Source organism: Caulobacter sp. GW822-FHT01G02, from assembly GCF_058802865.1.
On sequence record NZ_JBXAON010000001.1, the window covers coordinates 13,487 to 38,489 of the forward strand.

The window sequence follows — 25,003 nt, forward strand, 5'->3', positions numbered from 1 at the left end:
TCGGCATCCTAGACCGATCGCCGCCGGAATGGTTCATCGGCGCGTGTAGCAATCGCGCGCCGGACCGGGGCATGACGGAGGCCATGAGCACCAAGCCCTCCCGTCTCGGCTGGATTACCGCCGCCGCCAGCTTCGGCTTCCTGGTCACGCAGCTGGACGTGACCATCGTCAATGTCGCGCTGGACGCCATCGGCAAGGCCTTCGACGCCCCGACCGCGCAGCTGCAATGGGTGGTCGACGCCTATGTGCTGGCCCTGGCGGCCATGCTGCTGTCGGCCGGCGCGATCGGCGACCGGGTCGGACCCAAGCGGGCGTTCATGGCGGGGCTGGCGCTGTTCGGCCTGGCCTCGGCCGCCTGCGGCTTCGCGGGAAGTCCGCTGGCGCTGATCCTGGCCCGGGTGGCGCAAGGCGCGGCCGGGGCGCTGCTGATCCCGCCATCGCTGGCGCTGATCGCCCACGCGGCGCACGGCGACGACAAGGCGCGCGCCGCCGCCGTCGGCTGGTGGACCGCCGCCGGCGGGGTGTCGATCGCCGCCGGACCGGTGCTGGGCGGCCTGCTGGTCGAGGCGGTCGGCTGGCGCTGGGTGTTCTTCGTCAACCTGCCGCTCTGCTTGGCCGGGGCGGTGCTGACCCAGCTTGTCGCCCCCAAGACGCCGCCCAGGCCCAGGGTCCCGTTCGACATCCCCGGTCAGGTCCTGGCCGTCGCCGCGGTCACTCTGCTGGTCGGCGGGCTGATCGAAGGGGGACATCGCGGCTGGAACGGGGGGCCGCTGGCGGCTTTGATCGCCGGCCTGCTCCTGGCCGCCGCCTTCGTGTTGTTCGAGCGGAGGGCCAGGCATCCGGCCATGCCGCTGGCGGCCTTCCGCAAGCGCCCGGCCTGGACGGCGGTGGTGGTCGGATCGGCCCTGAACTTCACCTATTACGGCCTGATCTTCGTGCTGGGCCTCTACATGCTGCGCGCCCTGCACTGGGCGCCGGGCAAGGCCGGGATCGCCTTCCTGCCGCTGACGGCGACCTTCGTGTTGTCGAACCTGGTCAGCGGCCGCCTGGTGGCGCGGCTGGGGGCCAGGACGGTGACGACCGGCGGCGTGCTGATCGCCGCCTGCGGCTACGGCCTGACCGCCCGGCTGGGCGCGGACAGCGGCATGCTGGAGATGCTGCCCGGCTTTGCTTTGATCCCCGGCGGCATGGGCTTGGCGATCCCGGCCCTGACCAGCGGCCTGTTGGCCAGCGTCGATCGACACGACGCCGGCGCGGCCTCGGGAACCCTCAACGCCTGCCGCCAGGTCGGCGGCGCGGCCGGGGTGGCGATCTTCGGGGCGCTGGCGGGGGCGGACGTGGCGACGGGGTTGCGGGTGTCAGGTATCAGCGCGGCGGTGATCCTGGTCGGGGCGGCGGCGGTGCTTTTGGCGCCTTCCAAAGCTCGATAACAAATCCCGTCTCCCCGGCGAAAGCCGGGGCCCAGATCTCAAGGCGCTGGGGCTGATTGGAAGACCTCTGAGCTCATAGAAATCACCCCAGCGCTCTTCCATCTGGATCCCGGCTTTCGCCGGGAAGACGGGATTAAATAATCTTATAAGTTGTTATATGAGTGCTTCATCTTAAGCTCCGACCATGGCGTTCTTCGTCTACATCATGGCCAGTCGTCGCAACGGAACGCTCTACGTCGGCTCGACGGACGACATCGGCCGCCGGGTCTTCGAGCATCAGAGCCGGGTGAGCGGGTTCACCGCCAAATATGGCTGCACGATGCTCGTATGGTGTGAAGTCCACGACAGCCGGGAAAGCGCAGTGATCCGCGAGCGGCGGATCAAGGAATGGCGGCGGGTCTGGAAATTGCGGTTGATCGAGACCGTCAATCCGGAGTGGAAGGATCTGGCGCTGGAGTTCATCGGCTGAGATCCAGACCCATGCTGCTTCCTCACCCCTGAACGCGAAAGGGCGCCGAACGAAACGTCCGGCGCCCTTCGTTTCGACCTCAGTTCCCGCTCACACCAGCGAGCCGTGGCACTGCTTGAACTTCTTGCCCGAGCCGCAGGGGCAGGGCGCGTTGCGGTTGGTGCGTTCCCACTCCTCCGGCAGGGACGAGATCGGCAGGGCCTGGCGCTGTTGCGGCGACAGGCCGTCCGGGATCTCGCCAGCGACGGCGGCGTTCTCGCCGGTCAGCGGGTCCAGGTGGACCTCGACCAGGTTCTCCAGCGACGAATGCGGGATCTCCGGCTCGGCATAGGCGATCTCGACCGTCATCAGCCAGCGGGTGGTGTTGGTGCGCAGGTCGCCCAGCAGCTTTTCGAACAGCGAGAAGGCTTCGGTCTTGTACTCGTTCAGCGGATCGCGCTGGCCATAGCCGCGCAGGCCGATGACGTTGCGCAGGTGATCCAGGTGCATCAGGTGCTCGCGCCACTGCAGGTCGATCATCTGTAGCAGGAAGTTCTTCTCGACCGAGCGCATTTGCTCGGGCGTGATGATCACTTCGCGCTGGGCGGCGTAGTCGTCGGCGGCCTTGACGATGCGGTCCTTGATCTCCTCGTCGGCGATGCCTTCCTCGGCGGCCCAGGTCTCGATCGGCAGGTCCAGGCCCAGGATCGACTGGACGCGTTCCTTCAGGCCCTCGACGTCCCACTGCTCGGCATAGGCCTTGGGCGGCAGGTGACGGGCGATCAGGTCGTCGATCGTGTCGTGGCGCATCTCGACGATGATGTCCGAGAGGTCGTCGCTTTCCATGAACTCCTGGCGCTGCTCGAACACGGCCTTGCGCTGGTCGTTGACGACGTCGTCGTACTTCAGGAGGTTCTTGCGGATCTCGTAGTTGCGCTGCTCGACGCGCTTCTGGGCCGTGGCGATGGCGTTGTTCAGCCACTTGTGGGTGATCGCCTCGCCTTCCTGGACGCCGAAGGTGCGCATGATCGCGTCCAGGCGTTCGCCGGCGAAGATGCGCAGCAGGTCGTCCTCGCACGACAGGAAGAACTTCGACCGGCCCGGGTCGCCCTGACGGCCGGTGCGGCCGCGCAGCTGGTTGTCGATACGGCGGCTTTCGTGGCGCTCGGTGCCCAGCACGAACAGGCCGCCGGCGGCCAGCGCCTGTTCCCGGGCGACGACGATCTCGGCCTCGAGGCGCTTGCGCTCCTCGACCTCGTCCTCGTGGGTGACCTCCAGGCCCATGCCCTTCTGCTGTTGGCGCCAGTTGGCCAGGCGCATGTCGATATTGCCGCCCAACTGGATGTCGGTGCCGCGGCCGGCCATGTTGGTGGCGATGGTCACCGCGCCGGGCACGCCCGCGTCGGCGACGATGCCGGCTTCCTGCTCGTGGAAGCGGGCGTTCAGCACCTGGTGCGGGATGCCCTTCTGCTTCTTGCCGTTGTTCTCGAACGAGAAGCTGGACAGCAGCTTGGACAGCTCTTCCGACTTCTCGATCGACACGGTGCCGACCAGGATCGGCTGGCCGCGCACGTGGCAGTCGGCGATCTGCTTGAGGATGGCCTCGTTCTTCTCGCGCTCGGTGCGATAGACCTCGTCGTCGTCGTCGATGCGCTTGATGACGCGGTTGGTCGGGATTTCCGAGACGGTCATCTTGTAGATGTCGTCGAATTCCTGAGCTTCCGTCGACGCCGTGCCGGTCATGCCCGACAGTTTCTTGTAGAGGCGGAAGTAGTTCTGGATGGTCACCGAGGCCAGGGTCTGGTTCTCGGGCTGGACGTCGGCGCCTTCCTTGGCCTCGATGGCCTGGTGCAGGCCTTCCGACAGGCGGCGGCCGGTCATCATGCGGCCGGTGAACTCGTCGATCAGGATGACCTCGCCGCCCTTGACGATGTAGTCCTTGTCGCGCGTGTACAGCACGTTGGCGCGCAGGGCCTGGTTGACGTGGTGCACCACCGAGACGTTGGCCGCGTCGTAGAGGCCCGCCGAGTCCTCGGCCAGGTGGCCGCCCGACATCAGGATCTCTTCGATCTTTTCCTGGCCGTCCTCGGTCAGGATGACCTGCTTCTGCTTCTCGTCGTGGTCGTACGTGCCCTTGTCCTGGATCAGCTGCTTCACCAGCACGTCGATCGTCTTGTAGAACTCGCTGCGGTCTTCGGTGGGACCCGAGATGATCAGCGGGGTGCGGGCTTCGTCGATCAGGATCGAGTCCACTTCGTCGACGATGACGAAGTTGTGGCCGCGCTGGACCATCTCATCGACGCTGTAGACGAGGTTGTCGCGCAGGTAGTCGAAGCCGAATTCGTTGTTGGTGCCGTAGGTGATGTCGCTGCGATAGGCGCGCTGACGCTCACCCTGGCTCAGGCCGTTGACGATCACGCCATAGCTGAGGCCCAGGAAGGTGTAGATCTGGCCCATCCAGTCGGCGTCGCGCCGGGCCAGGTAGTCGTTGACGGTGATGACATGGACGCCCTTGCCTTCCAGGGCGTTGAGGTAGGTGGGCAGGGTGGCGACCAGGGTCTTGCCTTCACCCGTGCGCATTTCCGAGATGCCCGAGAAGTGCAGCACCATGCCGCCGACCATCTGGACGTCGAAGTGGCGCATGCCCAGCACGCGCTTGCCGGCCTCGCGCACCACGGCGAAGGCTTCGTTCAGAAGATCGTCGAGGGTCTCGCCCTTTTCGAGGCGGGCCTTGAACTCGGCGGTCTTGCCCCTGAGGGCTTCGTCCGACAGGGCGGCGTACTCGGCTTCGTAGGCGTTGATCTTCACCACCCGCGCGGCGAAGGCCTTGACCTTGCGTTCGTTGGAAGAGCCGAAGAGCTTTTTGGCGAGACCAAGCATGCAGGGGGAATCCGGTGGGACGGTTTGACGAGGAGGCCGGCGCTAAGGCTGTGTGGCCTCGACTACGGTAGATGAAGTCGCGCTGGATCAGCGGATAAATCCGCTATTCCGGTGCGGCCGGAGACTTAAGCACCGGTCATCTTGGTGTCAACGCGAAGACCCTGGCGCAAGTAAGGCTTCTGGGGCCATTAGTGGCCGTCCCGCCTCGGTTTTCGGGGCCTCGAACGCTTTCCGCGCCGAAGCCGTTTCCTCTCGGCGAAAAACCGCGCTAGAGCGGCTTCAGCAAAGCCGGAGATCTTGGCCTTGAACAGCACTTTCCGCCGCGTCGGTATGATCAGCGCCATCGCCTGCGCCTTGTTGCTGGCCGCGTGCGGCCAGAACAAGGTCGCCGACAAGCCGCCGGAGCCTGGCGACACCGCGGTGGCGCGCGTCAACGGCCAGGTGATCTGGGCGTCGGACGTCAAGCGCGAGGCCGTGGCCCAGGGCCTGATCAGCGAGGGCGAGCCGCTGGACATCTCCAGCGAGGTCTTCCGCCAGCGCCTCGACGAGGTGATCGACCAGAAGCTGCTGGCCTCGGAAGCCACCAAGCGCAAGATCGACAAGGATCCGGTGGCCCAGCGCCGCCTGGCCGCCGCCCGCGAGCGCATCCTGGGCGACATGCTGGTCGAGGGCGTCGTCGAAAAGGCCGTCACCGAGGACGCCATCCGCAAGCTCTACGCCGAGCAGCAGAAGCTTTCGAAGCGCTCGGAAGAGATCCGCGCCCGCCAGATCATCGTCGGCAGCCAGGCCGAGGCTGACAGCATCAAGAAGCTGCTGGCCTCCGGGGCCTCGTTCGACGCCCTGGCCATGGAGCGCTCGACCGACCAGGCCACCCGCTTCAATGGCGGCGACCTGGGCTATTTCACCCTGGACGTGATGCCCGAGCCCTATGGCGTGGCCCTGAAGGACGCCCAGAAGGGCACGCTGGTCGGTCCGTTCGCGGCCGAGGGCGGCTGGGTCATCGTCAAGGTCGAGGACAAGCGCACCGAGGAGCCGATCACCCTGGAGGCCGCCCGGCCGCAGATCGTGCGCTTCCTGACCTATGACCAGGTGCGCGACATTCTCGAGAAGCTGCGCGGCTCGGCCAAGGTCGAGATGCTGGTCGCCAAGCCCCAGGACGTGTCCGGCGCGACCGGCGCCCAGGAACCGGCGTCCGCCCCGGCGGAGCCGCAGGGCGCTCCCCCGCCGGCGGCGGCGCCCGTCCAACCTGCCCAACCCGCCAAGAAGTAAGAGCGGCCCACATGACCAAGACTCCCCAGATGGCCGGCAAGACTTCGGGCAAGACCACCGTCGCGAAGGCCCCCGAGGCCGCGCCGGGTTCGGCCAATCCGGTGGCCGCCGCCGGCGCCGCGATCGAGCGCGCCCTGGTCGATCCTCTGACCTCCGCCTTGAAGCGCGCCGGTCTGCGCCGCGCCCAGAAATCGGCCGGCGAGGACCTCGTCAGCCCGACCGCCCCGGTCCCCGCCAAGCCGGCGTCCGCCAAACCCGTCTCAGGGGGCGCGGGCAAGCCCGGACTGGCGATCTCGCCCCTGGCCGTGCCGTTCCCGGTGATCCCGCCGATCGCCGGCGTCGAGATCGCCACCGGTCGCGCCGGCTTCTACAAGCACGAGCGCGAGGACCTGGTCCTCATGCGCTTCGCCGAGGGGACGTCGGCGGCGGGCGTGTTCACCCGCCATGGCGTCGGCTCGGCGCCCGTCGACTGGTGCAAGCGTCAGCTGGCCGCCACCGGCGGCGCGGACGTCCGCGCCTTGGTCGTCAACGCCGGCTGCGCCAACAGCTTCACCGGCCGTCCCGGCGCCGACGCCGTGCGCCGCGTGGCCACGGCCGTGGGCAAGCGCCTGGACTGTCGCCAGCGCGACGTGATGATGGCCTCGACCGGCGTCATCGGCGTCATCCTGGACGACAGCAAGATCACCGCCCGCCTGCCGGAGGTCGAAGCCCGCCTGAAGGCCGACGCCTGGGCCGAGGCGGGCCGGGCGATCATGACCACCGACACCTTCCCGAAAGGCGCCTACGCCACGGCGCTGATCGACGGCGTGGAAGTGAAGATCGCCGGCATCGCCAAGGGCTCGGGCATGATCGCGCCCGACATGGCCACCATGCTGGCCTTCGTGGCCACCGACGCGGCCATCGCGCCCGCGGCGCTGCAGACCCTGGTCAGCCTCTATACCCGCACGACCTTCAACTGCGTGACGGTGGACGGCGACCGCTCGACCAACGACACCCTGCTGCTGTTCGCCACCGGGCAATCGGGCGCGCCCAAGATTCACCGCGCCGGCGACAGGCGCCTGGCCGACTTCCGCGAGAAGCTGGAGGCCGTCTTGCTGGACCTGGCCCTGCAGCTGGTCCGCGACGGCGAGGGCGCCACCAAGTTCGTCAAGATCACCGTCAACGGCGCCGAGAGCCCGGCCAGCGCCCGCAAGATCGCCCGCACCATCGCCGAGAGCCCGCTGGTCAAGACCGCCTTCGCCGGCGAGGACGCCAACTGGGGCCGCATCGTCATGGCTGTCGGCCGCGCCGACGAGCCGGTCGCCCGCGAGAAGATCAGCGTCAAGTTCGGCGACCTCTACGCCGCTCGCGACGGCCTGGTCTCGGCCGAATACGACGAAGCCAAGATGAGCGCCTACGTCAAGAACCAGGAGTTCGAGGTCAGCGTCGACGTCGGCGTCGGCAAGGGCTCGTCCACGGTCTGGACCTGCGACCTGACCAAGCAGTACGTGGCGATCAACGGGGACTACCGGAGCTAGGGGCTCGGTTCCAAATTCCAAACCCTTGTCATCCCGGCCGCAGCGAAGCGGAGAGCCGGGACCCAGGGGCCGCTTCTCTGCCGCTAGCCCCTGGGTCCCGGACAGCCTCTGCGAGGCTTCCGGGATGACAAGCGGTCGGCGCTTTTCTGCTATCGTTAAATCCCGACGCCAATCGCGTAAGGAGCTCTCCCCCATGACCGACCTCACCCCCGACCAGGAAGCCGCCCTGCTGGCCGACCTGACCAAGGCCTGTCGCGAGGCCGGCTATGTGGTCGAGGCGATCGATCGCGGGCTGGAAGTGTCCGGCGGCGAGGAGGCCAATGACGACGGGGCCAATGACGACGGAGGCGGCGCCTACTACCTGCTGCCCGACCATGGCTGGCTGCAGGCGCGTTGCCTGGTCCTGGATCCCGAGGATCTGGCCGAGGCCCGCGACCTGACGGCCCTGTTCGAGACCGTGGCCAAGGCCCAGTTCCGCCTGATCGGCTGCCGCTTCGGCTACGACGCCGAGACCGGCCTGTGGCTGGTCGAGGATCTCTATCCGGGCTTCGATCCGGCCAAGGTTCCGGCGGTGCTGGAACAGCTGACCTTCATCTGGGACGCGCTGGAGGGCCTGTTCGAAAGCGCGCTCGAGGGGGTGGTTCCCAACGACGACGCCTTCGACGCCGCGTTCGACCTGGAAGCGGCGACGCCGCCGAACTAGTTTGGACGCCTTGTCGTCCAGGGGAACCGTCGGCCAAGCTTGCCGTTCCTGATCGGTGTTCATGTGTGGTTGGAGGGCGTTGCCATGTCTCGGAAACTGTTTGTCATGATCGGAGCGGTGGCCGTCCTGGCGATCTCGCCGACGGCCCACGCCCAGATGAAGCCGCCGACGACGCCGGACGAGCCGGGCGGCCGTTGGGGCGAGGCCAAGAAGAAGGCCGTGGATATCGGGTCGCAGCCGGCGCGCGACGTCGGCATCTCCAAGCGCGATATCCCGCCGATCCTGGAGAAGGCGTTCGACAATCCCTACAGCCTGCAGGGCCTGAAGACCTGCAAGGCGATCGCCGGCGAGATCACCCAGCTGAACGCCGTGCTGGGTCCCGACTACACGATCGGCAACGAATATACCGAGAACCGCGCCGGCAAGCTGGCCGAGGCCGGCGGCAAGACGATCATCAACAGCATCATCCCGTTCCGCGGCCTGGTCCGCGAAATGACCGGCGCGGCTCCGGCCGACCGCCACATGAACGCGGTGGTCGACGCGGGCTTGGCCCGGCGCGGCTTCCTGCGCGGCGTGCATCTGCGCCAGGGCTGCAAGACGCGGTTCTAGGAATTCCCCTTCTCCCTTGGCGGGAGAAGGGGACCTTCGGCTACAGCGTGCTCATGTCGATCACGAAGCGGTAGCGCACGTCGCTCCTGGCCATGCGCTTGTAGGCTTCGTTGATCTGGTCGATGGCGATGACCTCGATGTCGGCGACGATGTTCTTTTCGCCGCAGAAGTCGAGCATCTCCTGGGTTTCCTTGATCGAGCCGATCATCGAGCCGGCCAGGGTGCGGCGGCCGGGGATCAGGGCGAAGGCGTTCAGCGGCACGGGCTCTTCCGGCGCGCCGACCAGCACCATGGCGCCGTCGACCTTCAGGAGGTTCAGGTACGCCCCCCAGTCGATGCCGGCCGAGACCGTGCAGATCAGCAGGTCGAAGGTCCCGGCCAGGGTCTCGAAGGTCTTGGGATCGTTGGTCGCGTAGTAGTGCGACGCGCCCATCCTCAGGCCGTCGGCCTGCTTGGACAGGGTCTGGCTCAGCACCGTGACTTCGGCGCCCATGGCGTGGGCCAGCTTGACGCCCATGTGGCCAAGGCCGCCCATGCCCAGGATCGCGACCTTCTTGCCGGGACCGGCGTTCCAGTGGCGCAGGGGCGAATAGAGCGTGATCCCGGCGCACAGCAGCGGGGCGGCGGCGTCTAGCGGCAGGTTCTCCGGGATCGACAGGACGTAGTCTTCCTTGACCACCATGTGGTCGGAATAGCCGCCATAGGTCGGGGTGTCCGACCCCGGCTCGAAGCCGCTGTAGGTCAGGACGAGGCCCGGCTGGTACTGCTCGCGGTCCAGGTCGCGGGCTTCCTTGCAGGTCACGCAGCTGTCGACGAAGCAGCCCACGCCGACATGGTCGCCTTCCTTGAACTTGGTGACATTGGCGCCGACGGCGGTGACCACGCCGGCGACCTCGTGGCCGGGCACGATCGGATAGACGCTCTGGCCCCAGCCGTTGTCGACCATGTGGATGTCGGAGTGGCAGACGCCGCAGTACTTGATCGAGATGACGACGTCGTCGGCGTTGGGCGCGCGACGGTCGAAGCTGAACGGCGCCAGGGGCGCGCCGGCGGCGGGCGCCGCATAGCCTTTAGCGGTGGCCATAGGAATGTGTCCTTGAGTTTGGGGACCGATCGGGGAGGATCGAACGACGGGAGGTTTGCCACGCGCCGGGGCGGCGGCGTTATGCCGATCCTGCAAAGCTCATGCACGATCCCGCAAAATGCTGTGAGAGCGGTTTTCGCCTCGCGCGCGGCGGCGTAGAGGTTCGATGGTCCGAAACCCCAGGAAACCAAGCCCTTGAGCGCGTCCGACAACGCCCCCGACAGCGCGGCCGTCTATGCCGAAATCGCCAGCCTGGTCGCCCGTTACGCCAAGGACGACGGCCCGGAATCGGCGATCGACGGCCTCTATCTGACGCGTCGCTGCTCCCCCAGCGGCCGGCTGCACGTCGACCAGCGGCCGTCGTTCTGGCTGGTGGCCGGCGGGCGCAAGTGCCTGACCGTCGGCGACCAGGACCTGCACTACGGCGTCGGCGACTGCCTGCTGGTGGCTCTGGACCTGCCCGCCACCGCGCGGATCCTCCAGGCCAGCGACGCCGAGCCGCATCTGTGCGTCGGCGTGGCGATCAACCCGGCCCGCCTGGCCGAGCTGATCGGTCGCCTGCCCGAGCAGGCCTCGGCCGCTCCGCCGGGCGGCGTGCGCGGCGTGGCGGTGAACCCGGCCTCGCCGGAACTGCTGGACGCCACCCTGCGGCTGCTGCGCCTGCTGGACCGTCCTGGGGACGTGGCGGCGATGGCGCCGCTGATCGAGCAGGAGATCCTCTACCGCCTGCTCAGCGGTCCGCAGGGCGCGCGCCTGATGCATATCGCCATGGCCGAGGGCCAGGGCCAGCGGGTCACCCGCGCCGTCGCCTGGCTGCGCCAGCATTTCGACCAGCCGCTGCGGATCGAACTCCTGGCCGAGCACGTGGGCATGAGCGAGAGCTCGCTGCACCACCACTTCAAGGCCGTCACCAACATGACGCCGATGCAGTACCAGAAACAGCTGCGGCTCTATGAGGCCCGCCGCCTGATGCTGGTCGAGGGCCTTGACGTCGGCGCGGCCGGCTTCTCCGTCGGCTACCAGAGCCCCTCGCAGTTCAGCCGCGAATACCGCCGCCTCTACGGCCTGCCGCCGGCTCGCGACTTGGAGGCGCTGCGGGCCCCGATCGCGGCGGAGTAGGGCGCCTTGCCACTCGCCCGCTGATCGCGTCACATGCCCGCCTGCAGTATTGGGGGCGGGTTTTGACGGAAGCCTTGATCGTTCGCGGCTTGAACAAGACGTTCGCCAAGCCCGCGGTGTCCGACCTCGACCTGACGGTCCACGCTGGCGAGCTCTATGCGCTGCTGGGCCCCAACGGTGCGGGCAAGACCACCACCTTGCGGATGGTGGCGGGCCTGACCCAGCCCGACAGCGGCGCGGTGGCGATCTTCGGGGTCGACGCCCGCACGGACCCGGCGGCGGCCAAGGCCCTGCTGGCCTGGGCCCCCGACGAGGCGATGATCTACGACAAGCTCAGCCCGCTTGAATATCTGGAGTTCGTCGCCGGACTCTGGAACATCGAGCCCAAGGCGGCGAAGGCCAGGGCCGAGCAGCTGCTGGAGACCCTGGGCCTGACCAGCGAGGCGCGGCGCCGGTGCGAGGGCTTCTCGCGCGGCATGAAGCAGAAGGTCGCCCTGGCCGGGGCGTTGATCCACGATCCCAAGCTGCTGATCCTGGATGAGCCGCTGACCGGCCTCGACGCGGCGGCCGCGCGCCTGGTCAAGGACATGCTGCGGGCCCGCGTCGACGCCGGCGCCACGGTGATCCTGACCACCCACATTCTCGAAGTGGCCGAACGCATGGCCGACCGCATCGGCATCATCGCCGGCGGCCGCCTGCTGGCCGAGGGCACGCTGGACGAGCTGCGCGGCAAGGCCGGCGAGGCCAGCGGCCGGACGCTGGAGGACGTGTTCCTGCAGCTGACCTCAGAGGCCGTCCCTCAGGGCGTCGTCGCGTGAGCCTGCCGTTCAAGCCGGCCAGCACGGCGTGGCTGCTGGCCCACGAGCTGCGCCTGGCCTGGCGCGGCTTTCTGGCGGGGCGCAAGGGGCGGGGACCCGGCGCGCTGATCGCCTTCGTGATCCTGGGCGGCCTGATCGTGTTCGGCGGCGTGGCCATGGGCCTGGCCCTGCGCGGCCAGCAGGTTCCGGTGGTCCCGCTGGCGGTGGTCATCGTCGACCTGGCGCTGGCGGTGATCCTGACCCTGATGCTGTCCAGCACCCTGGCGGCCTCGGCCGACGCCCTCTACGAGCGCGGCGATCTCGATCTGCTGTTCTCCTCGCCGCTGGCGCCGCGCAAGGTGCTGTTCGTCCGGGCCCTGGGGCTGGCGGTCAATGCCGGGCTCTGGTTCATGGTCCCGGCGGTGCTGCTGCTGACGCCGTCGATCGTGCTGGGACATCCGGCCTGGCTGGGCGTCTTCGTGGTGCTGGCCGCCGCCGCCCTGGCCGCCTCGGGCGTCGGCCTGCTGCTGGCCATGGCGCTGTTCGCCCTGATCGGTCCGCGCCGCACGCGCACCGTGGCCCAGGTGATGGCGGCCCTGATCGGCGCGGCGTTCTTCCTGGCCAGCCAGTACCGCAACCTGATGGGCCAGAAGGCCAGCGAGAGCCTGTTCGCCCGCATCGCCACGGACGCCCGCGAAGGCCGTATCCAGCCGCCGCCGTTCGCAGACCTGCCGCTGCGCGCGGCCCTGGGCGAGCCGATCCCGCTGCTGATCCTGGTGGTGCTGGGCGCGGGGATCTTCCTGTTCGCCGCCCAGACCCTGGGCCGCCGTTTCGCTGACGCCGCCGCCGCCACCCAAGGCGCCGAGACCCGCAAGGGCGCCAAGGGCCCGACGCGCGCTTTCGCCGCCGGGCCGTTCCAGGCCACGGTGCGCAAGGAGCTGCGCCTGATCAGCCGAGACGCGGCGCTGCTGTCGCAGGTGCTGCTGCGGGTGCTGTACATGCTGCCGCTGGCCCTGGTGCTGGCCCGCGGCGCCGCGCACATGCCGGTCTGGGCGCTGGCCGGACCGGCCGCCGTCGTGACCTTCCTGGCCGGACAGGTAGCCGGGAGCCTGGTCTGGATCACCGTCTCGGCCGAGGACACGCCGGACCTGCTGGCCATAGCGCCCGCCCCGATGGGCGTTCTGCGCCAGGCCAAGCTGACCGCCGCCCTGCTGCCGGTGGCCGTGCTGCTGGCCGCGCCGATCGCGGTCCTGGCCTGGTACGCGCCGCTGGCCGGGCTGTGGACCGCGATCGGCGCGGGGCTGTCGGCCTGGAGCACGGGCCTGATCGGAGTCTGGTATCAGAAGCCCGGCAAGCGCGCCGACTTCCGGCGCCGGCGCGGCGCCTCGCTGCTGGCGACCCTGGCCGAATTGTTCGTCGCCACCCTGATCGGTGTGGCGACGGCGCTGGCGGTGGCGGGCTGGCTGGTCTGGGCGCTGCCGCCGCTGATCGTCGCGGGCGCGGTGATGATGGCGTTGCGAAGGACCGACGAGCAGATCGCGGCGGCGCTGCGCGTGGCGAGCTAAGCCTCCAGCAGGGCCCGGATCCGGCACACCACCCCGTCCGGCTGGAAGTCGATCGCCGCCGAGCCTGACAGCTCCGCCGCCAGGCCGCGCTCGATCAGGCGCGAGCCGAAGCCGCGCTGGGTGGGCGGCGCGACGGGCGGGCCGCCGCTTTCGGTCCAGGTCAGGTCCAGCCGCGCCGCGCCGGGATCGGGAGCCAGCGCCCAGGAGACGCGGACCCGGCCCTCCGGCGTCGACAACGCCCCGTACTTGATGGCGTTGGTGGCGAGCTCATGCAGGGCCATCGACAGCGACAGGGCGCTCTTGGGCGAGAGGCGGATCGATGGCCCGCTGAGGTCGAACCGGCCGGGGCCGCCATGCAGCGCCGCCACGCGGCTGATGACGTCGTGCAGCTCGGCCCCCTCCCAGTTCTCGCGGGTCAGGAGGTCGTGGGCCTCGGCCAGGGCGACGATGCGGTTGGAGAAGGCCTCCTGCGCCTGGTCCAGAGCGCGGGCGCCGTTGAAGCTCTGGGCGGCGATGGCCTGGATGGTGGCCAGGCTGTTCTTCACCCGGTGGTTCAGCTCGTTGACCAGCAGGCGCAGGTGCAGCTCGGCGCGCTTGCGCTCGGTGATGTTGACCAGAGCTCCGACGACGCGGTGCGGCTTGCCGTCGTCGCCGAAGAACACCTTGCCCTTCGTGCCCAGCCACCGCTCCACATGGTCGTCGCGGCCGATGACGCGATACTCGACGGCATAGTCGGCGCGTAGGGTCGGATCCGTGGCCCGCCTGGCCGCGTCGCGCACCCGCTCCACGTCGGCCGGATGGATCAGCCCGTAGGCGGTCTCGACATCCACGGGTTCGCCGGACGGGAGGCCGAACATCTGGCAGCAGCGGTCGGACCAGGTCAGCACGCGGGTGTCCAGGTCCAGGTCCCAGGTGCCGACATCGGCGGCGTCCATGGCCAGGCGCAGGGTCTGTTCCTGACGCAGCAGGCGGTCGACCGCTTCCCGGCGCTCGGTGACGTCCGACGCGACGCCGACGAAGCGCACGCACTGGCCGCCGTCGAAGAAGGCCCGGCCGAAGACCTCGACCCAGCGCAGGGCGCCGTCGCCGCCGCGGCGGATGCGATATTCGAGATTGATCGCGCCGTCGCCGGAGGGATCCGTGGCGGCGGCCACGGCCGCGCGGACCCGGGACAGATCGTCCGGATGCAGCAGGCGCTCGAAGGTCTCCTGCGTGGGCTTCTCGTCGGGCGACAGGCCGAAGATCGAGCGGGCGCGGGCGTCCCAGAAGCGCTGGCCGATATGGGGCTTATGGTCCCAGCGACCCATGCCGGCGGCCTGGGCGGCGAGGTCGAGGTCTATGCGCGCGGCCGCCAGTTCGGCCTCGACCTGCTTGCGTTCGGTGATGTCGACGACGACGCCGGTGTTGCGGGCCGGCTGCCCATCCTCGTCCAGATAGGCCCGGCCGCGCGTATAGACCCAGCGGATCGAGCCATCGGCCTGCACCAGGCGATACTCGTGCGAGAAGTCGCCGCCCTCCTGGGTCGCTTTCAAGGCGCTGTCGCGGACGCGTTCGCGGTCGTCGGGATGAACGGCGGGCGTATAGCTCTGCACCGGCAGGCCGGCCGCGGCGAATTCGGGCGAGACGTTATGCAGCTCGGCGTAGCGGGCGTCGGCATAGACCTTGTTGGCCTTGATGTCCCAGTCCCAGGCTCCGACCACCCCGGACGCGTCGCGCGCCATCTCGTAGCGCTCCTGAGTGGTCTTCAGGGTCTTCTGGTCGGCCACCGACTGCGAGACCTCGACCGCGGTGACCAGCACCCCGCCGATGCCGTTCGGCGCGCTGGCGTCTGGCACGGGGCTGTAGCTGATGGTGAAGTAGCCGATCTCCTGGGTTCCGTGGCGCGTCACCTTCAGGGGCAGCTTCTCGAACGCGAAGCCGCCGCTGGTTCCGTTCAGGATGTCCTCGTGGAAGGCGCGGATCGAGGCCTGGAAGTCGGGCGAGGTCTGGTCCAGCCGCGCGCCCAGCGCCTCGGGGTGCCGCTCGTGCAGGGCGGGCGCGTAGGCGTCGTTGTAGATTAGGACCAGCTCTGGACCCCAGCGCAGGGCCATCGGGAAGTTGGTGGCCAGGATCATGTCCACGGCCAGATGCAGGCTGGGCGACCAGGCGTCGCGGGGGCCGACGGGCGTCTGGGACCAGTCGAACGCACGCACGCGCTCGGCCATCTCGCCGCCCGCGATTCTAGTCAGCACAGGCGCGGCGCGTGGCCTGCCCTCGCCCATTTGCGGTCCCCCATCCGATCAGACGACCGGCCCTGAACAAGGTGAACCCATAGCCCGTCCGGATTCAAGCGGGGCTTTGGTGAACGCACGCACGAAAACGCCCGGAAAACGCGAATGGTTCTCCGGGCGCAACGGATTGTTCGAAATGAGGATTAGTCGATCGGGGACCAGCGTTTTTCGGGCGGAGCGGCCGCGGGCTTGGGGCCGCGGAACTCGTTCCGGGGAGCCCCGGCCTTCTGACCTTGGCCCGGACCCCGGCCTTGACCCTGGCGCTGCGGGCCCTTGCCCTGGGCCGATTGTCCGCCGGCGGAGCGTCCACCGCCGCCGCCATTGGAGCCATTGCGACCCCGGGGACGCTGACGACGCAGTTCCGACGGCACGTCGTTGCGCGGATCGGCCTTGCGCGGATCGACGTACTTCTCGGCCGGAGCCAGCTTGTCGGCGACGGCCGCGGCGGCGGCCAGCTGCTTGTCGTTGCGGCGGTCGAAGGACGGGATCGTCTGGCGGGTGGCCTTCTGGATGTCCTTCAGCAGGTTGCGTTCGTCATCGGCGCAGAAGCTGATGGCGATGCCGTCCTTGCCCTTGCGGGCGGTGCGGCCGATCCGGTGGACATAGGCCTCCGGCACGTTGGGCAGCTCGTAGTTGATCACGTGGCTGACGTCGTTGACGTCGATGCCGCGCGCGGCGATGTCGGTGGCGACCATGGCCCGCATCTCGCCGGCCTTGAAGGCGGCCAGGGCGCGCTCGCGCTGGCCCTGGGTCTTGTCGCCGTGGATCGAGGCGGCCTCGATGCCCGCCGCGTTCAGATACTTGGCCACCCGGTCGGCGCCGCGCTTGGTGCGGGTGAAGACGATGGTGCGATCAACGCCCGGTTCGGACAGGATCTCGGCCAGCAGGGGGCGCTTGCGTTGCGCTTCGATGAACAGGACGCGCTGGTCGATGCGCTCGACGGTGGTCGCTTGCGGCGCCACCGAGACCTGCACCGGATCCTTCAGCAGTTCGGCGGCCAGCTTGCCGATCTCGGTCGGCATGGTGGCCGAGAAGAACAGGTTCTGGCGGTTCTTGGACATCTGGGCGGCGATCTTGCGGATCGGCACCACGAAGCCCAGGTCCAGCATCTGGTCGGCCTCGTCGAGGACGAAGATCTCGACGCCCGAGACGCTGGCCGACTTCTCGGCCATGTGGTCCATCAGGCGGCCGGGGGTGGCGACCAGCACGTCGATGCCGCCGGCCAGGGCCTTCATCTGCGGGCCGTACTTCACGCCGCCGTAGATGGTGTGGACCGAAAGGCCCATGTGGACGGCGTAGGCCTTGAAGTTCTCGGCGATCTGGGTGGCCAGTTCGCGGGTCGGCGACAGCACCAGGCAACGGAAGCCGCGGCGCGGGGCCGGCATGCGGTTCTCGGCCAGGCGCTGCAGGATCGGCAGGGCGAAGGCGGCGGTCTTGCCGGTGCCGGTCTGGGCGATGCCCAGCAGGTCCTTGCCTTGCAGCACGACCGGGATGGCCTGGGCCTGGATCGGCGTCGGCTCCTTGTAGCCCTTCTCGGCAAGGGCCTTCAGCAGCGGCTTGGCCAGGCCAAGGTCGGAAAATTGAGTCACGTGTGTTTTGTCTTTCGTGCGCCGAAAGACAGCCCATGCGTCCTCGCACGGCTGGCCCCTCGGCTGGTCGTCGGAGGAGCGCCCCGCGTGCACGGGCGATCTAATGAGAATCTCTTCAGGGCGCTCGACAGGCTGGTCCGGAAACGGACCGTCACGCGGCTGGAGCACCGATAGCGCCAATGGAGCGCGAAGCGGATATCGCTTGTTGCAGTGCAAAAGTCAAGGAAGGCGAGGCTCGGGGCCCTTGCCAGCGTCGGAACGCCGCGCCAAACCCGGCTCATGACCAAGCCGATCGTCCTTGTCGCCGCCGCCGCCCTGATCGATGTCGACGGGCGGGTGCTGATCTGTCAGCGGCCCCAGGGCAAGCAGTTGGCCGGCCTGTGGGAGTTCCCGGGCGGCAAGGTCGAGCCGGGCGAGACGCCCGAGGAATGCCTGATCCGCGAGCTCGACGAGGAGCTGGGCATCAAGGTCGCCCAGGCCTGCCTCGCGCCGTTCGTGTTCGCGTCCCACGGTTACGAATCTTTTCACCTGCTGATGCCACTTTATCTGCTGCGCCGCTGGGAAGGCCAGGTGACGCGCAAGGAGCATGAGGGCCTGGCATGGGTGAAACCCGACAAGCTTGCGGACTATCCGATGCCGCCCGCGGACGAGCCTCTGGTGGCCTGGCTGCGCGACGTGCTCTGAAGCGTTTCTGGACCGACGAGTCCGGCGCGACCGCGATCGAATACGCCCTGCTGGTCGGACTGCTGGCCCTGGCCCTCGTCGGCGTGCTGACGGGGCTGAGCGGGGCTCTCAACGGGGCCTTCGACAAGGCCAAGGCCGCCCTCGGCGCCTGATCAGGGCCTGGGCTTCTCGCCGGTCGGCTGCTCCTGGACCCCCAGGGCGTCGGCCAGGCGCATCTTGGCCGAGCCCGGCCGCAGCGGCTTCTGCTGGCTGTCGTGCGGCGCCCATCCCGTCACCGAGACGATCTCGAACGTCGCCGGCACGCGGCCGTCGGCCTCCGCGAACCTCTCGACATAGAGCTCCATCGCCCGCAACAGCACCTTGCGGCCCAGCGGCTTGCGCGAGCGGTCCAGCAGCACGCTGGTCTCGCCCATGGCCCGCAGGTCGCCCAGCAGCTTGATCGGGTGGGGGTAGCGGACCTTCACGCGATCGACGTCGGCGACGGGCAGGGCGAAGCCGGCGCGCTGCAACAGGCCCGCCGCGTCGATGGCGTCGGCGAACGGCGACACCCGCATCGACGCCCCGTCCGATATCTCGGCCTCGGCGGCCAGCAGGCACTGGCGCAGCTCGGTCAGGGTGGCGCCGCCGAACATCGCGCCCAGGAACAGACCGTCGGGGCGCAGGGCGCGGCGGATCTGGATCAGCGCCCCGACCAGATCATTGGTCCAGTGCAGCGACAGGGTGGAGACCACCAGGTCGAGCGTCGCGTCGCCGAACGGCAGGCGCTCCTCGTCGGCGGCGACGCGAAGGGTCTGGCGACCGTCCAGCATCCGCGCCGAGAGGTCGGTCTCGATCAGCGTATCGATGTTGGCGCGGGCGTCGCTGTCGCTCAAGGCTTTGAAAAAATGACCGTTTCTCGCGCCGAGGTCGACGGCGACCGGAAAGCGTCGCAGGATCGTCTCCAGCCGCATGACCACGTCCTGGGCCACGCGGGCCTTGAGAAAGTCGGCGGAGGCGTAGCCCGGCGCGGCGCGGTCGAGGCGGACGCGATGCAGGGCGCGGTCGAAGAGCAGGGGGGAGGCGGTCATTGCGCGCGGAACATGGCGATTCCGAACCGTTCTGGAAAGCCGGACCTCTCATGCTCGGACTCGGGCGCTCGGTGCTCGACCTGCTGCTGCCGCCCTCCAGCCTGGACGGCGCGGCGGCGCTCAGCGGCGGGCTGACCGCCAGCGCCTTTTCGAAACTCACCTTTCTGGACGATCCGGTCTGCGACGGCTGCGGCCTGGCCATGGCCTATGCGGAGGCGGCGCTGGAGCGCTGCGCCGCCTGCCAGGCCAGGCCCAAGGCGTTCCAGCGCTGCCGCGCCGCCTGCGTCTATGACGAGCACTCGCGCGAGTTGATCCTGAAGCTGAAGCACGCCGACCGCACGGACCTGGCCGGCCTGTTCGCCCGCTGGCTGTCGCGCGCCTCGGTGGATCTGCTGGATGAGGCCGAGGCCATCGTGCCGACGCCCGTCCACCGGTCTCGCCTGCTCAGCCGCCGCTACAACCAGGCCGCCGAGATCGCCCGGCCCCTGGCCCGCATGACCGGGCTCGCCTACCTGCCCGACGTCCTGATCCGCAGGCGCGACACCGACAGCCAGGGCGGCAAGTCGGCCTCGGGTCGGCGGCGCAACGTGGCGGCCGCCTTCGCCGTCCCCGAAGGGAGGCGACACCGGGTTGTCGGCCGGCGGATCGTTCTGATTGATGACGTGTTGACCACAGGCGCCACGGCCGAGGGGTGCGCGCGAGCGCTTCTGGCCGCCGGCGCGGCGTCGGTGACGCTTTCCGTCGTCGCCCGCGTTACAGAAATGCAGGCCCGTCCTATATGAGGACGCACAACACCAGGGTATCGACCGTTCCATGGCTCACGTCACCATCTACACCCGCCCGTTCTGCGGCTACTGCGCCCGCGCCCTCGCCCTGCTGACCGACAAGGGCGCCGACTTCACCGAGGTCGAGGCCGGCATGGATCCCAAGCTGCGCCAGGAGATGATGGACCGTTCGGGCCGCACCACCTTCCCGCAGATCTTCGTCGGCGAGCGGCACATCGGCGGCTGCGACGACATGATGGCCCTCGAACGCGAGGGCAAGCTGGACGCTCTTCTCGCCGCATGAGCCCGTCCGCGTCCTTGCGAGTCGGTCTGATCCAGACCCGGACGCCCGCGACCCACGCGGCGGCGCTGGCCCATGTCGCGCCGCTGGTGCGCGAGGCGATCGGGCAAGGCGCCCGGTTCGTGCTGACGCCGGAATGCACCAATGTCCTGCAGAAGGACCGGAGCAAGCTGCTGCCGACCCTGACGGCGCTGGCGGACGACCCGGTGGTCAATGGCCTGCGCGCCATCGCGGCCGAGACCGGGACCTGGATCGACGTCGGCTCGGCCCTGGTGCGGCGCGAGGACGGAAAGGCGGCCAATCGTCAGGTCGTCATCGATCCGACCGGCGCGATCGTCGCCACCTACGACAAGCTGCACATGTTCGACGTGGATCTTCCGACCGGCGAGACGGCGCGGGAGTCGGCGACCTATACGCCGGGCGACAAGGCCGTGGTGGTCGAGACGCCGTTCGCCACGTTCGGTCTGACCATCTGCTACGACATGCGCTTCCCGGCCCTGCATCGCGCCCTGGCCCTGGCCGGAGCGACGGTGATCACCGCGCCGGCCGCCTTCACCCGTCCGACGGGCGAGGCGCACTGGGACGTGCTGCTGCGGGCCCGCGCCATCGAGACCGGCTCGTTCGTCATCGCCGCGGCGCAGGGCGGCTTCCACGAGGACGGCCGCGGCACCTGGGGCCGCTCGATCGTCGTCGGGCCGTGGGGCGAGGTGATCGCCAAGCTTGACCATGATGAGCCCGCCGTGCTGATAGCCGAGCTCGACCTGCCCGCCGCCCTGTCGGCGCGGGCGGCGATCCCGGTCCTTCAGAACGCCAGGCCTTTCGTCGGCCCCTAAAGCTCGCCATCTATAGCCCATGATCAAGTACGCGCTTCAGTGCGACGCGGCCCATGAGTTCGAAGGCTGGTTCGGCTCGTCGTCGGACTATGACGACCAGGCCGCGCGGGGCCTCGTCGAATGTCCGCTGTGCGGGTCGCGCGGCGTCTCCAAGCAGATCATGGCTCCAGCCGTGGCGGGCACGAAGGCGCAAAGCGCCGCGCCGGCCGTCGATCCGAAGATGCGCGAGATGATGATGACGGCCATGGGCGAGGTCCGCCGCCACGTGGAGGATAATTTCGACTATGTCGGCGACACCTTCGCCAAGGAGGCGCGCGCCATCCACGAGGGCAAGTCCGAGGAGCGCGGCATCTACGGCGAGGCCTCGCCGACCGAGGTCAAGGCGCTGGTCGAGGACGGCGTGCGCGTGGCCCCGCTGCCGCCGCCCGCGCCGAAGAAGACCGAGGTGAACTGAAGGTCCCTGCCAAGGACCGGCAGGATCAGGGCCGCGATCAGCGACAGCGAGCCCGCCGAGATGTTCAGGCCATAAAGCGCCGCGGCGGTCGCGTAGGCCAGCCACTGGCGATCCTGTGTCCGCGCGACATAGGCCGCGACCGCCGGGGCCAGCAGCGCCAGCTCGTAGTTCATGGCGTAGGGCGAGATCAGCAGCGCCCCGCCCAGCAAGGCGATCAGCTGGTCGGGCCAGGCGGCGTCGCGGCGGAAGGCCGTCCACACGCCCCACAGGACGGCGGGCGCCAGCAGATAGGCCCAGGCGCCGTTCAGGCCGAGGGCCGTCAGTTTCGCATAGGGCGTGATGGCGGTGTCGAGCAGGCCCTGGCTGGCGACGATCCCGTGGAAGCGCGGCAGGGCGGCGAACCAGTCGACCCAGGTCCGCGGCCCGAACACGCCCGCCGACAGCGCGCAGATCAGCAGGCCCCAGCCGCCGGTGAACAGGATGGCGCGCCACTGTCCCTGGGCCGCCAGGGCCAAGGGCAGCAGGATCAGGAGCTGCGGCTTCAGCGAGGCGGCGACCGCGAACAGCAGGCCCGCGATCAGCGGCCGCCGCCGGAACGACAGGCCCAACACGACGAGGCCGGCGATCAGCAGGCTGAGCTGGCCGCAGAAGATCGCGAAGGCCACCGACGGCAGCAGCAGCCACCACCATGGCGCGCGGATCCTCGCCGCCGCCGTCGCCACGACCGCGACGCTCAGCGCCATCAAGGTCAGGTAGCTGGCCAGGAACGGCAGCCGCGACAGGGGCGCGAATAGCAGCAGGGCCGAGGGCGGGTTGAGGTAGGGGCGAAGAATCCCGCTGGCCGGATCGAAGCCCTGGCGCAGGGTCAGATACTGGAAATCGTAGAGCCGGCCGGGATCGACGAGCGCCACGCGGCCGCCGCTCCAGAAGCACAGGAAATCCAGGCCGACGGGCTGGATCGTCACGTCGCGCGCCACCAGCATGCCCAGCACGGCGAATGTAGTCAGCAGCGCCGCCAGCGGCGGTTGGCGATGGTCCTTCCGGCCAACGGACATATCACCCTCGGGGTTGTGACAGGTGTCCCCAAGGTTGCGAAAACTCTTAAAAGGCGTCTTAAAAATTGATCCGTCGGAGAAATGAATCCCTGGGTGGATCTATTGCTCGCCATAGGCCCCAAACACGAAGGGCGCCGGACCGGAGTCCGACGCCCTTTTGTCTGTCAGCGCTGCTTAGCGCTTAGCGCTTAGCGGTTGCGATAATAGCGGTACTCGTAGTGGCACTTCTTCTTGCCCTTGCCGATCTCGTGACCGGCGACGGCGCCGACGCCGGCGCCCAGCAGCGTGCCCTCGGTCTTGTTGCCATGGCCGGCGACGGTGTTGCCGAGCAGAGCGCCGCCGAGACCGCCGATGATGGCGCCGTTCTTGGCCTTGGACTTGTTGCAGACCAGGACGCGCTCACGGCGTTGCTGGGCTTCTGCGGCGGTGATGGCCACGCTGCTGACGGTGAAACCGACGACGGTGGCCAGGACGATGGTCTTCAGGCGGGCGCGCATGGCGGGCTCTCCGATTAATTGTTCTTGTAGATCCCTCGGCTCGTAAACGCCCAAGCCGACGGTCGGTTGCCAGAAAGTCGGGCAGCCGACCGTCAGGTCAGGTCTTACGTCGTCGAAATACTAGCCTTCGACGCGATAGTGGCCGTTGGCGTCGGGGCAGACGCGGACATAGCGGGTCTCGACGCGGCCGTTGTACTCGGTCGGGGCCGGGGCCAGGCGGCAGCGTTCGCCGGAGCTGGCGTAGCGGCCGTCGCTGTAGCGGTAGGGCTGGGTCTGCTCGTAGCTGTAGTAAGCGCCGCGCGTGTCGCACTTGGCCGAGGCGTTGCCCACGGCCGCGCCGACGCCGGCCCCGACCAGGGCGCCCAGCACGGTGCCTTCTGGACGGGCGTTGCGGGCGGCGACGTTCGAGCCCAGCGCCGCGCCAGCCAGCGCGCCGATCACGCCGCCGACGGTGGCGTTCCTCTTGGCGTCCTGCCGGCAGTCGTTCGCGGCGGAGACGTTGGCGTTGGTGTCGATGCTGTAGGCGCCGGCATAGGGCGCGGCGAAGCGCGAACCCTCGCCCGGGTGGCGACGGTCATAGGCGCCATTGCCGTAGCGGCGGTCATAGGCGTCGCGGGCCGAGGTGTAGCGATCGCGATCACGCTCCCACTGCTGGCGGCCCGGATCGTAGTTGGAGCCCGAGGCGTAGCTCACGCCGCTGGTGCGGAAACGGTCGGCGTCGCGCGGATGGCGGCGGTCATAGGCGCCATCGCCGTTGCGGCGGTCATAGTTGTAGCGGGCGCGCTCATAGTTGGCGCGGGCCCGTTCGAAATCGGCCTGCTCGGAGTAGTAGGCGGCGCTCTCACGATACTGGGCCGTGCTGTAGCGCGTGGCGTAGGTGGGATAGCGACGGTCATAGGCGCCGCGACCGTAGCGACGGTCATAGTCCTCGCGGGCCTGGACGTAGTTGGCGCGGTCGCGCTCATAAGCGTCCTGGCGCTCCTGATACTCGGCGACCTTGTCATAGTAGTTGGAGCGCTGAGCGTCGTAGTTCTGAAGGCTGCGCTGGTACGCGGAATCCTGGGCGAAGGCGGGGGCGACCGCGCCGCACGCCATGGTGGCGGCCAGCACGGCGGCCAAAGTCTTGGAAGTCATGAGAAGTCTCCGTTCCCTCTAGAACGGATCGACGGCCGACCCCCCGAAAGTTGGGTCGCCAATCCGAGTTCAAGTCCCTGCGCGGAGAGAAGCCGCGCCTCGGGCCGAAGTTCCCGGCTCAGCTTCGTTTCAACCCCTGGTGACGGTCATCATGTAGTTGATGTCGACATCGGCCGAGCGGCTCCACCGTCCCGTCAGCGGATTGTAGGCCACGCCGAACGGGCCCTGCATCTCGACCGGCTCGCCGGCCAGGAAGGCGCGCAGCTCCTCGGGCTTGAGGAACTGCTTCCAGTCGTGGGTGCCCGGCGGCACCCAGCGCAGCACGTATTCGGCGCCGATCTTGGCCAGGGCCAGGGCCTTCAGCGTGCGGTTCAGGGTGGCGACGATCATCAGCCCGCCGGGCTTGAGCAGCTTGGCGCAGGTGCGCAGGAACTCGCCCGGATCGGCGACGTGCTCGATCACCTCCATGGTCAGGACCACGTCGAACGGCCCCGCGCCCTCGGCCAGCAGCTGTTCGGCGGTGGCGGGACGGTAGCCGATCGCCAGACCCTGCTCGGCCGCGTGGGTGGCGGCGGTCTTGATGTTCTTCTCGGAGGCGTCGATGGCGGTGACGGAAAAGCCCAGCCGGGCCATCGGCTCGGACAGCAGACCGCCGCCGCAGCCGATGTCGAGCAGGGAGAGGCCCTCGAACGGCGCGCGGACCGTTCCGTCGCGCTCGAACCGGGCCAGGGCCTGGTCGCGGATGAAGGCCAGGCGGCAGGGGTTGAACACGTGCAGCGGCGCGAACTTGCCCTTGGGGTCCCACCACTCGGCGGCGATGGCCGAGAACCGCGCCACGTCGGCGGGGTCGATGCTCCAGGAAGGCGCGTCGGAGGGGGAGGGCGAGGTGGTGTCCGTCATGAAGCCAATCTAGAGCGCCCCATGCGTCCGGGCT

General features: G+C 68.9%; 23 protein-coding genes and 1 pseudogene. 15 read left to right on the forward strand and 9 right to left on the reverse strand.

Translation table 11 applies throughout. The features are described 5' to 3' along the window. The first annotated feature begins 71 nt into the window (after nt 1–71). Both AC1RNC_RS00075 and AC1RNC_RS00080 read left to right on the forward strand, forming a co-directional pair. Nucleotides 72–1,486: pseudogene (locus AC1RNC_RS00075) on the forward strand (MFS transporter). Nucleotides 1,487–1,614: 128 nt separating this feature from the next. Next, nucleotides 1,615–1,899: a GIY-YIG nuclease family protein gene (locus tag AC1RNC_RS00080; protein WP_492882670.1), complete on the forward strand. Its 285-nt coding sequence runs from the start codon at nt 1,615–1,617 to the stop codon at nt 1,897–1,899. Between the two features lie 90 nt (nt 1,900–1,989). Here the strand turns inward: AC1RNC_RS00080 and secA are convergent, their stop codons facing one another. Beyond that, nucleotides 1,990–4,758: a preprotein translocase subunit SecA gene (secA, locus tag AC1RNC_RS00085; RefSeq protein ID WP_492882672.1), complete on the reverse strand. Its 2,769-nt coding sequence runs from the start codon at nt 4,756–4,758 to the stop codon at nt 1,990–1,992. 330 nt (nt 4,759–5,088) lie between these two features. Here secA and AC1RNC_RS00090 point away from each other — a divergent pair, with 330 nt between their 5' ends. The 4 genes from AC1RNC_RS00090 (at nt 5,089) to AC1RNC_RS00105 (ending at nt 8,856) form a co-directional block, all read left to right on the forward strand. After that, nucleotides 5,089–6,027 carry a peptidylprolyl isomerase gene (locus AC1RNC_RS00090; RefSeq protein WP_492884345.1) on the forward strand — a complete coding sequence of 313 codons (939 nt, stop codon included), beginning with the start codon at nt 5,089–5,091 and terminating at the stop codon, nt 6,025–6,027. Between the two features lie 29 nt (nt 6,028–6,056). After that, the gene (gene argJ, locus AC1RNC_RS00095) at nt 6,057–7,544 is read left to right on the forward strand and encodes a bifunctional glutamate N-acetyltransferase/amino-acid acetyltransferase ArgJ (RefSeq protein ID WP_492884347.1); all 1,488 of its coding nucleotides are present in this window, start codon (nt 6,057–6,059) and stop codon (nt 7,542–7,544) included. Between the two features lie 193 nt (nt 7,545–7,737). After that, nucleotides 7,738–8,247: a hypothetical protein gene (locus AC1RNC_RS00100; RefSeq protein WP_492882673.1), complete on the forward strand. Its 510-nt coding sequence runs from the start codon at nt 7,738–7,740 to the stop codon at nt 8,245–8,247. A gap of 84 nt (nt 8,248–8,331) precedes the next feature. Further along, nucleotides 8,332–8,856 carry a hypothetical protein gene (locus AC1RNC_RS00105; protein ID WP_492882674.1) on the forward strand — a complete coding sequence of 175 codons (525 nt, stop codon included), beginning with the start codon at nt 8,332–8,334 and terminating at the stop codon, nt 8,854–8,856. A gap of 40 nt (nt 8,857–8,896) precedes the next feature. Here AC1RNC_RS00105 and AC1RNC_RS00110 read toward each other — a convergent pair whose 3' ends face one another. After that, nucleotides 8,897–9,940, reverse strand: a complete 1,044-nt coding sequence (locus AC1RNC_RS00110; protein ID WP_492882675.1) for an NAD(P)-dependent alcohol dehydrogenase — start codon at nt 9,938–9,940, stop codon at nt 8,897–8,899. 195 nt (nt 9,941–10,135) lie between these two features. Between AC1RNC_RS00110 and AC1RNC_RS00115 the strand changes: the two genes are divergently transcribed. Genes AC1RNC_RS00115 through AC1RNC_RS00125 form a run of 3 tightly spaced genes read left to right on the forward strand, consistent with a single transcriptional unit; the run spans nt 10,136 to nt 13,421 of the window. Further along, nucleotides 10,136–11,059 carry an AraC family transcriptional regulator gene (locus tag AC1RNC_RS00115; RefSeq protein ID WP_492882676.1) on the forward strand — a complete coding sequence of 308 codons (924 nt, stop codon included), beginning with the start codon at nt 10,136–10,138 and terminating at the stop codon, nt 11,057–11,059. A gap of 41 nt (nt 11,060–11,100) precedes the next feature. Further along, nucleotides 11,101–11,877, forward strand: a complete 777-nt coding sequence (locus AC1RNC_RS00120) for an ABC transporter ATP-binding protein (RefSeq protein ID WP_492884349.1) — start codon at nt 11,101–11,103, stop codon at nt 11,875–11,877. Continuing rightward, a complete protein-coding gene (locus AC1RNC_RS00125; RefSeq protein ID WP_492882678.1) occupies nt 11,874–13,421 on the forward strand; it encodes a hypothetical protein in 1,548 nt (515 codons plus the stop codon). The genes AC1RNC_RS00120 and AC1RNC_RS00125 overlap by 4 nt, the downstream gene beginning before the upstream one ends. Here AC1RNC_RS00125 and AC1RNC_RS00130 read toward each other — a convergent pair. Both AC1RNC_RS00130 and AC1RNC_RS00135 read right to left on the reverse strand, forming a co-directional pair. Continuing rightward, the gene (locus tag AC1RNC_RS00130; RefSeq protein ID WP_492882680.1) at nt 13,418–15,652 is read right to left on the reverse strand and encodes a PAS domain-containing protein; all 2,235 of its coding nucleotides are present in this window, start codon (nt 15,650–15,652) and stop codon (nt 13,418–13,420) included. The two genes, AC1RNC_RS00125 and AC1RNC_RS00130, sit on opposite strands and share 4 nt — an antisense overlap. Nucleotides 15,653–15,834: 182 nt before the next feature. Beyond that, a complete protein-coding gene (locus AC1RNC_RS00135; RefSeq protein ID WP_492882682.1) occupies nt 15,835–17,280 on the reverse strand; it encodes a DEAD/DEAH box helicase in 1,446 nt (481 codons plus the stop codon). A 279-nt stretch (nt 17,281–17,559) separates the two neighbouring features. Here AC1RNC_RS00135 and mutT point away from each other — a divergent pair, with 279 nt between their 5' ends. Next, nucleotides 17,560–17,964 (forward strand): 8-oxo-dGTP diphosphatase MutT, encoded by a 405-nt coding sequence (gene mutT / locus AC1RNC_RS00140; RefSeq protein WP_492882684.1) that lies wholly within the window; start codon nt 17,560–17,562, stop codon nt 17,962–17,964. Further along, entirely contained in the window at nt 17,880–18,116 is a 237-nt protein-coding gene (locus tag AC1RNC_RS00145) for a Flp family type IVb pilin (RefSeq protein ID WP_492882686.1), read from the forward strand. The genes mutT and AC1RNC_RS00145 overlap by 85 nt, the downstream gene beginning before the upstream one ends. Here AC1RNC_RS00145 and AC1RNC_RS00150 read toward each other — a convergent pair whose 3' ends face one another. Then, nucleotides 18,117–19,031 carry a methyltransferase domain-containing protein gene (locus AC1RNC_RS00150; RefSeq protein WP_492882688.1) on the reverse strand — a complete coding sequence of 305 codons (915 nt, stop codon included), beginning with the start codon at nt 19,029–19,031 and terminating at the stop codon, nt 18,117–18,119. Between AC1RNC_RS00150 and AC1RNC_RS00155 the strand changes: the two genes are divergently transcribed. From AC1RNC_RS00155 to AC1RNC_RS00170, 4 genes are read left to right on the forward strand one after another with little or no spacing between them, the layout of a single operon-like run. After that, the gene (locus AC1RNC_RS00155; RefSeq protein ID WP_492882689.1) at nt 19,031–19,813 is read left to right on the forward strand and encodes a ComF family protein; all 783 of its coding nucleotides are present in this window, start codon (nt 19,031–19,033) and stop codon (nt 19,811–19,813) included. The two genes, AC1RNC_RS00150 and AC1RNC_RS00155, sit on opposite strands and share 1 nt — an antisense overlap. 31 nt (nt 19,814–19,844) lie before the next feature. Next, nucleotides 19,845–20,099, forward strand: a complete 255-nt coding sequence (grxC, locus tag AC1RNC_RS00160; protein ID WP_492835757.1) for a glutaredoxin 3 — start codon at nt 19,845–19,847, stop codon at nt 20,097–20,099. Beyond that, a complete protein-coding gene (locus AC1RNC_RS00165; RefSeq protein ID WP_492882692.1) occupies nt 20,096–20,929 on the forward strand; it encodes a carbon-nitrogen hydrolase family protein in 834 nt (277 codons plus the stop codon). The genes grxC and AC1RNC_RS00165 overlap by 4 nt, the downstream gene beginning before the upstream one ends. 19 nt (nt 20,930–20,948) lie before the next feature. Continuing rightward, nucleotides 20,949–21,383 carry a DUF1178 family protein gene (locus tag AC1RNC_RS00170; protein ID WP_492882694.1) on the forward strand — a complete coding sequence of 145 codons (435 nt, stop codon included), beginning with the start codon at nt 20,949–20,951 and terminating at the stop codon, nt 21,381–21,383. On the opposite strand, the gene AC1RNC_RS00175 is transcribed toward AC1RNC_RS00170, so the two are convergent. The 4 genes from AC1RNC_RS00175 to ubiG all read right to left on the reverse strand — a co-directional run bounded on the left by AC1RNC_RS00175 (nt 21,281) and on the right by ubiG (nt 24,969). Next, nucleotides 21,281–22,438 (reverse strand): glycosyltransferase family 87 protein, encoded by a 1,158-nt coding sequence (locus AC1RNC_RS00175; RefSeq protein WP_492882696.1) that lies wholly within the window; start codon nt 22,436–22,438, stop codon nt 21,281–21,283. The two genes, AC1RNC_RS00170 and AC1RNC_RS00175, sit on opposite strands and share 103 nt — an antisense overlap. 188 nt (nt 22,439–22,626) lie before the next feature. Further along, entirely contained in the window at nt 22,627–22,935 is a 309-nt protein-coding gene (locus AC1RNC_RS00180; protein ID WP_492882698.1) for a glycine zipper 2TM domain-containing protein, read from the reverse strand. A gap of 120 nt (nt 22,936–23,055) precedes the next feature. Next, nucleotides 23,056–24,069, reverse strand: coding sequence for a YMGG-like glycine zipper-containing protein (locus AC1RNC_RS00185; protein WP_492882700.1), 1,014 nt, complete (start codon nt 24,067–24,069; stop codon nt 23,056–23,058). Nucleotides 24,070–24,198: 129 nt separating this feature from the next. Next, on the reverse strand, nt 24,199–24,969 hold the full coding sequence (gene ubiG, locus AC1RNC_RS00190) for a bifunctional 2-polyprenyl-6-hydroxyphenol methylase/3-demethylubiquinol 3-O-methyltransferase UbiG (RefSeq protein ID WP_492882702.1): 771 nt from the start codon (nt 24,967–24,969) through the stop codon (nt 24,199–24,201). Nucleotides 24,970–25,003: the final 34 nt, after the last annotated feature.

What these genes read in the sequence shown, in the direction of transcription:
- AC1RNC_RS00080 (WP_492882670.1), top strand. Translation starts at nt 1,615, where the DNA reads ATGGCGTTCTTCGTCTACATCATGGCCAGTCGTCGCAACGGAACGCTC.
- secA (WP_492882672.1), bottom strand. Translation starts at nt 4,758, where the DNA reads ATGCTTGGTCTCGCCAAAAAGCTCTTCGGCTCTTCCAACGAACGCAAG.
- AC1RNC_RS00090 (WP_492884345.1), top strand. Translation starts at nt 5,089, where the DNA reads ATGATCAGCGCCATCGCCTGCGCCTTGTTGCTGGCCGCGTGCGGCCAG.
- argJ (WP_492884347.1), top strand. Translation starts at nt 6,057, where the DNA reads ATGGCCGGCAAGACTTCGGGCAAGACCACCGTCGCGAAGGCCCCCGAG.
- AC1RNC_RS00100 (WP_492882673.1), top strand. Translation starts at nt 7,738, where the DNA reads ATGACCGACCTCACCCCCGACCAGGAAGCCGCCCTGCTGGCCGACCTG.
- AC1RNC_RS00105 (WP_492882674.1), top strand. Translation starts at nt 8,332, where the DNA reads ATGTCTCGGAAACTGTTTGTCATGATCGGAGCGGTGGCCGTCCTGGCG.
- AC1RNC_RS00110 (WP_492882675.1), bottom strand. Translation starts at nt 9,940, where the DNA reads ATGGCCACCGCTAAAGGCTATGCGGCGCCCGCCGCCGGCGCGCCCCTG.
- mutT (WP_492882684.1), top strand. Translation starts at nt 17,560, where the DNA reads ATGACCAAGCCGATCGTCCTTGTCGCCGCCGCCGCCCTGATCGATGTC.
- AC1RNC_RS00145 (WP_492882686.1), top strand. Translation starts at nt 17,880, where the DNA reads ATGGGTGAAACCCGACAAGCTTGCGGACTATCCGATGCCGCCCGCGGA.
- AC1RNC_RS00150 (WP_492882688.1), bottom strand. Translation starts at nt 19,031, where the DNA reads ATGACCGCCTCCCCCCTGCTCTTCGACCGCGCCCTGCATCGCGTCCGC.
- grxC (WP_492835757.1), top strand. Translation starts at nt 19,845, where the DNA reads ATGGCTCACGTCACCATCTACACCCGCCCGTTCTGCGGCTACTGCGCC.
- AC1RNC_RS00165 (WP_492882692.1), top strand. Translation starts at nt 20,096, where the DNA reads ATGAGCCCGTCCGCGTCCTTGCGAGTCGGTCTGATCCAGACCCGGACG.
- AC1RNC_RS00170 (WP_492882694.1), top strand. Translation starts at nt 20,949, where the DNA reads ATGATCAAGTACGCGCTTCAGTGCGACGCGGCCCATGAGTTCGAAGGC.
- AC1RNC_RS00175 (WP_492882696.1), bottom strand. Translation starts at nt 22,438, where the DNA reads ATGTCCGTTGGCCGGAAGGACCATCGCCAACCGCCGCTGGCGGCGCTG.
- AC1RNC_RS00180 (WP_492882698.1), bottom strand. Translation starts at nt 22,935, where the DNA reads ATGCGCGCCCGCCTGAAGACCATCGTCCTGGCCACCGTCGTCGGTTTC.
- AC1RNC_RS00185 (WP_492882700.1), bottom strand. Translation starts at nt 24,069, where the DNA reads ATGACTTCCAAGACTTTGGCCGCCGTGCTGGCCGCCACCATGGCGTGC.
- ubiG (WP_492882702.1), bottom strand. Translation starts at nt 24,969, where the DNA reads ATGACGGACACCACCTCGCCCTCCCCCTCCGACGCGCCTTCCTGGAGC.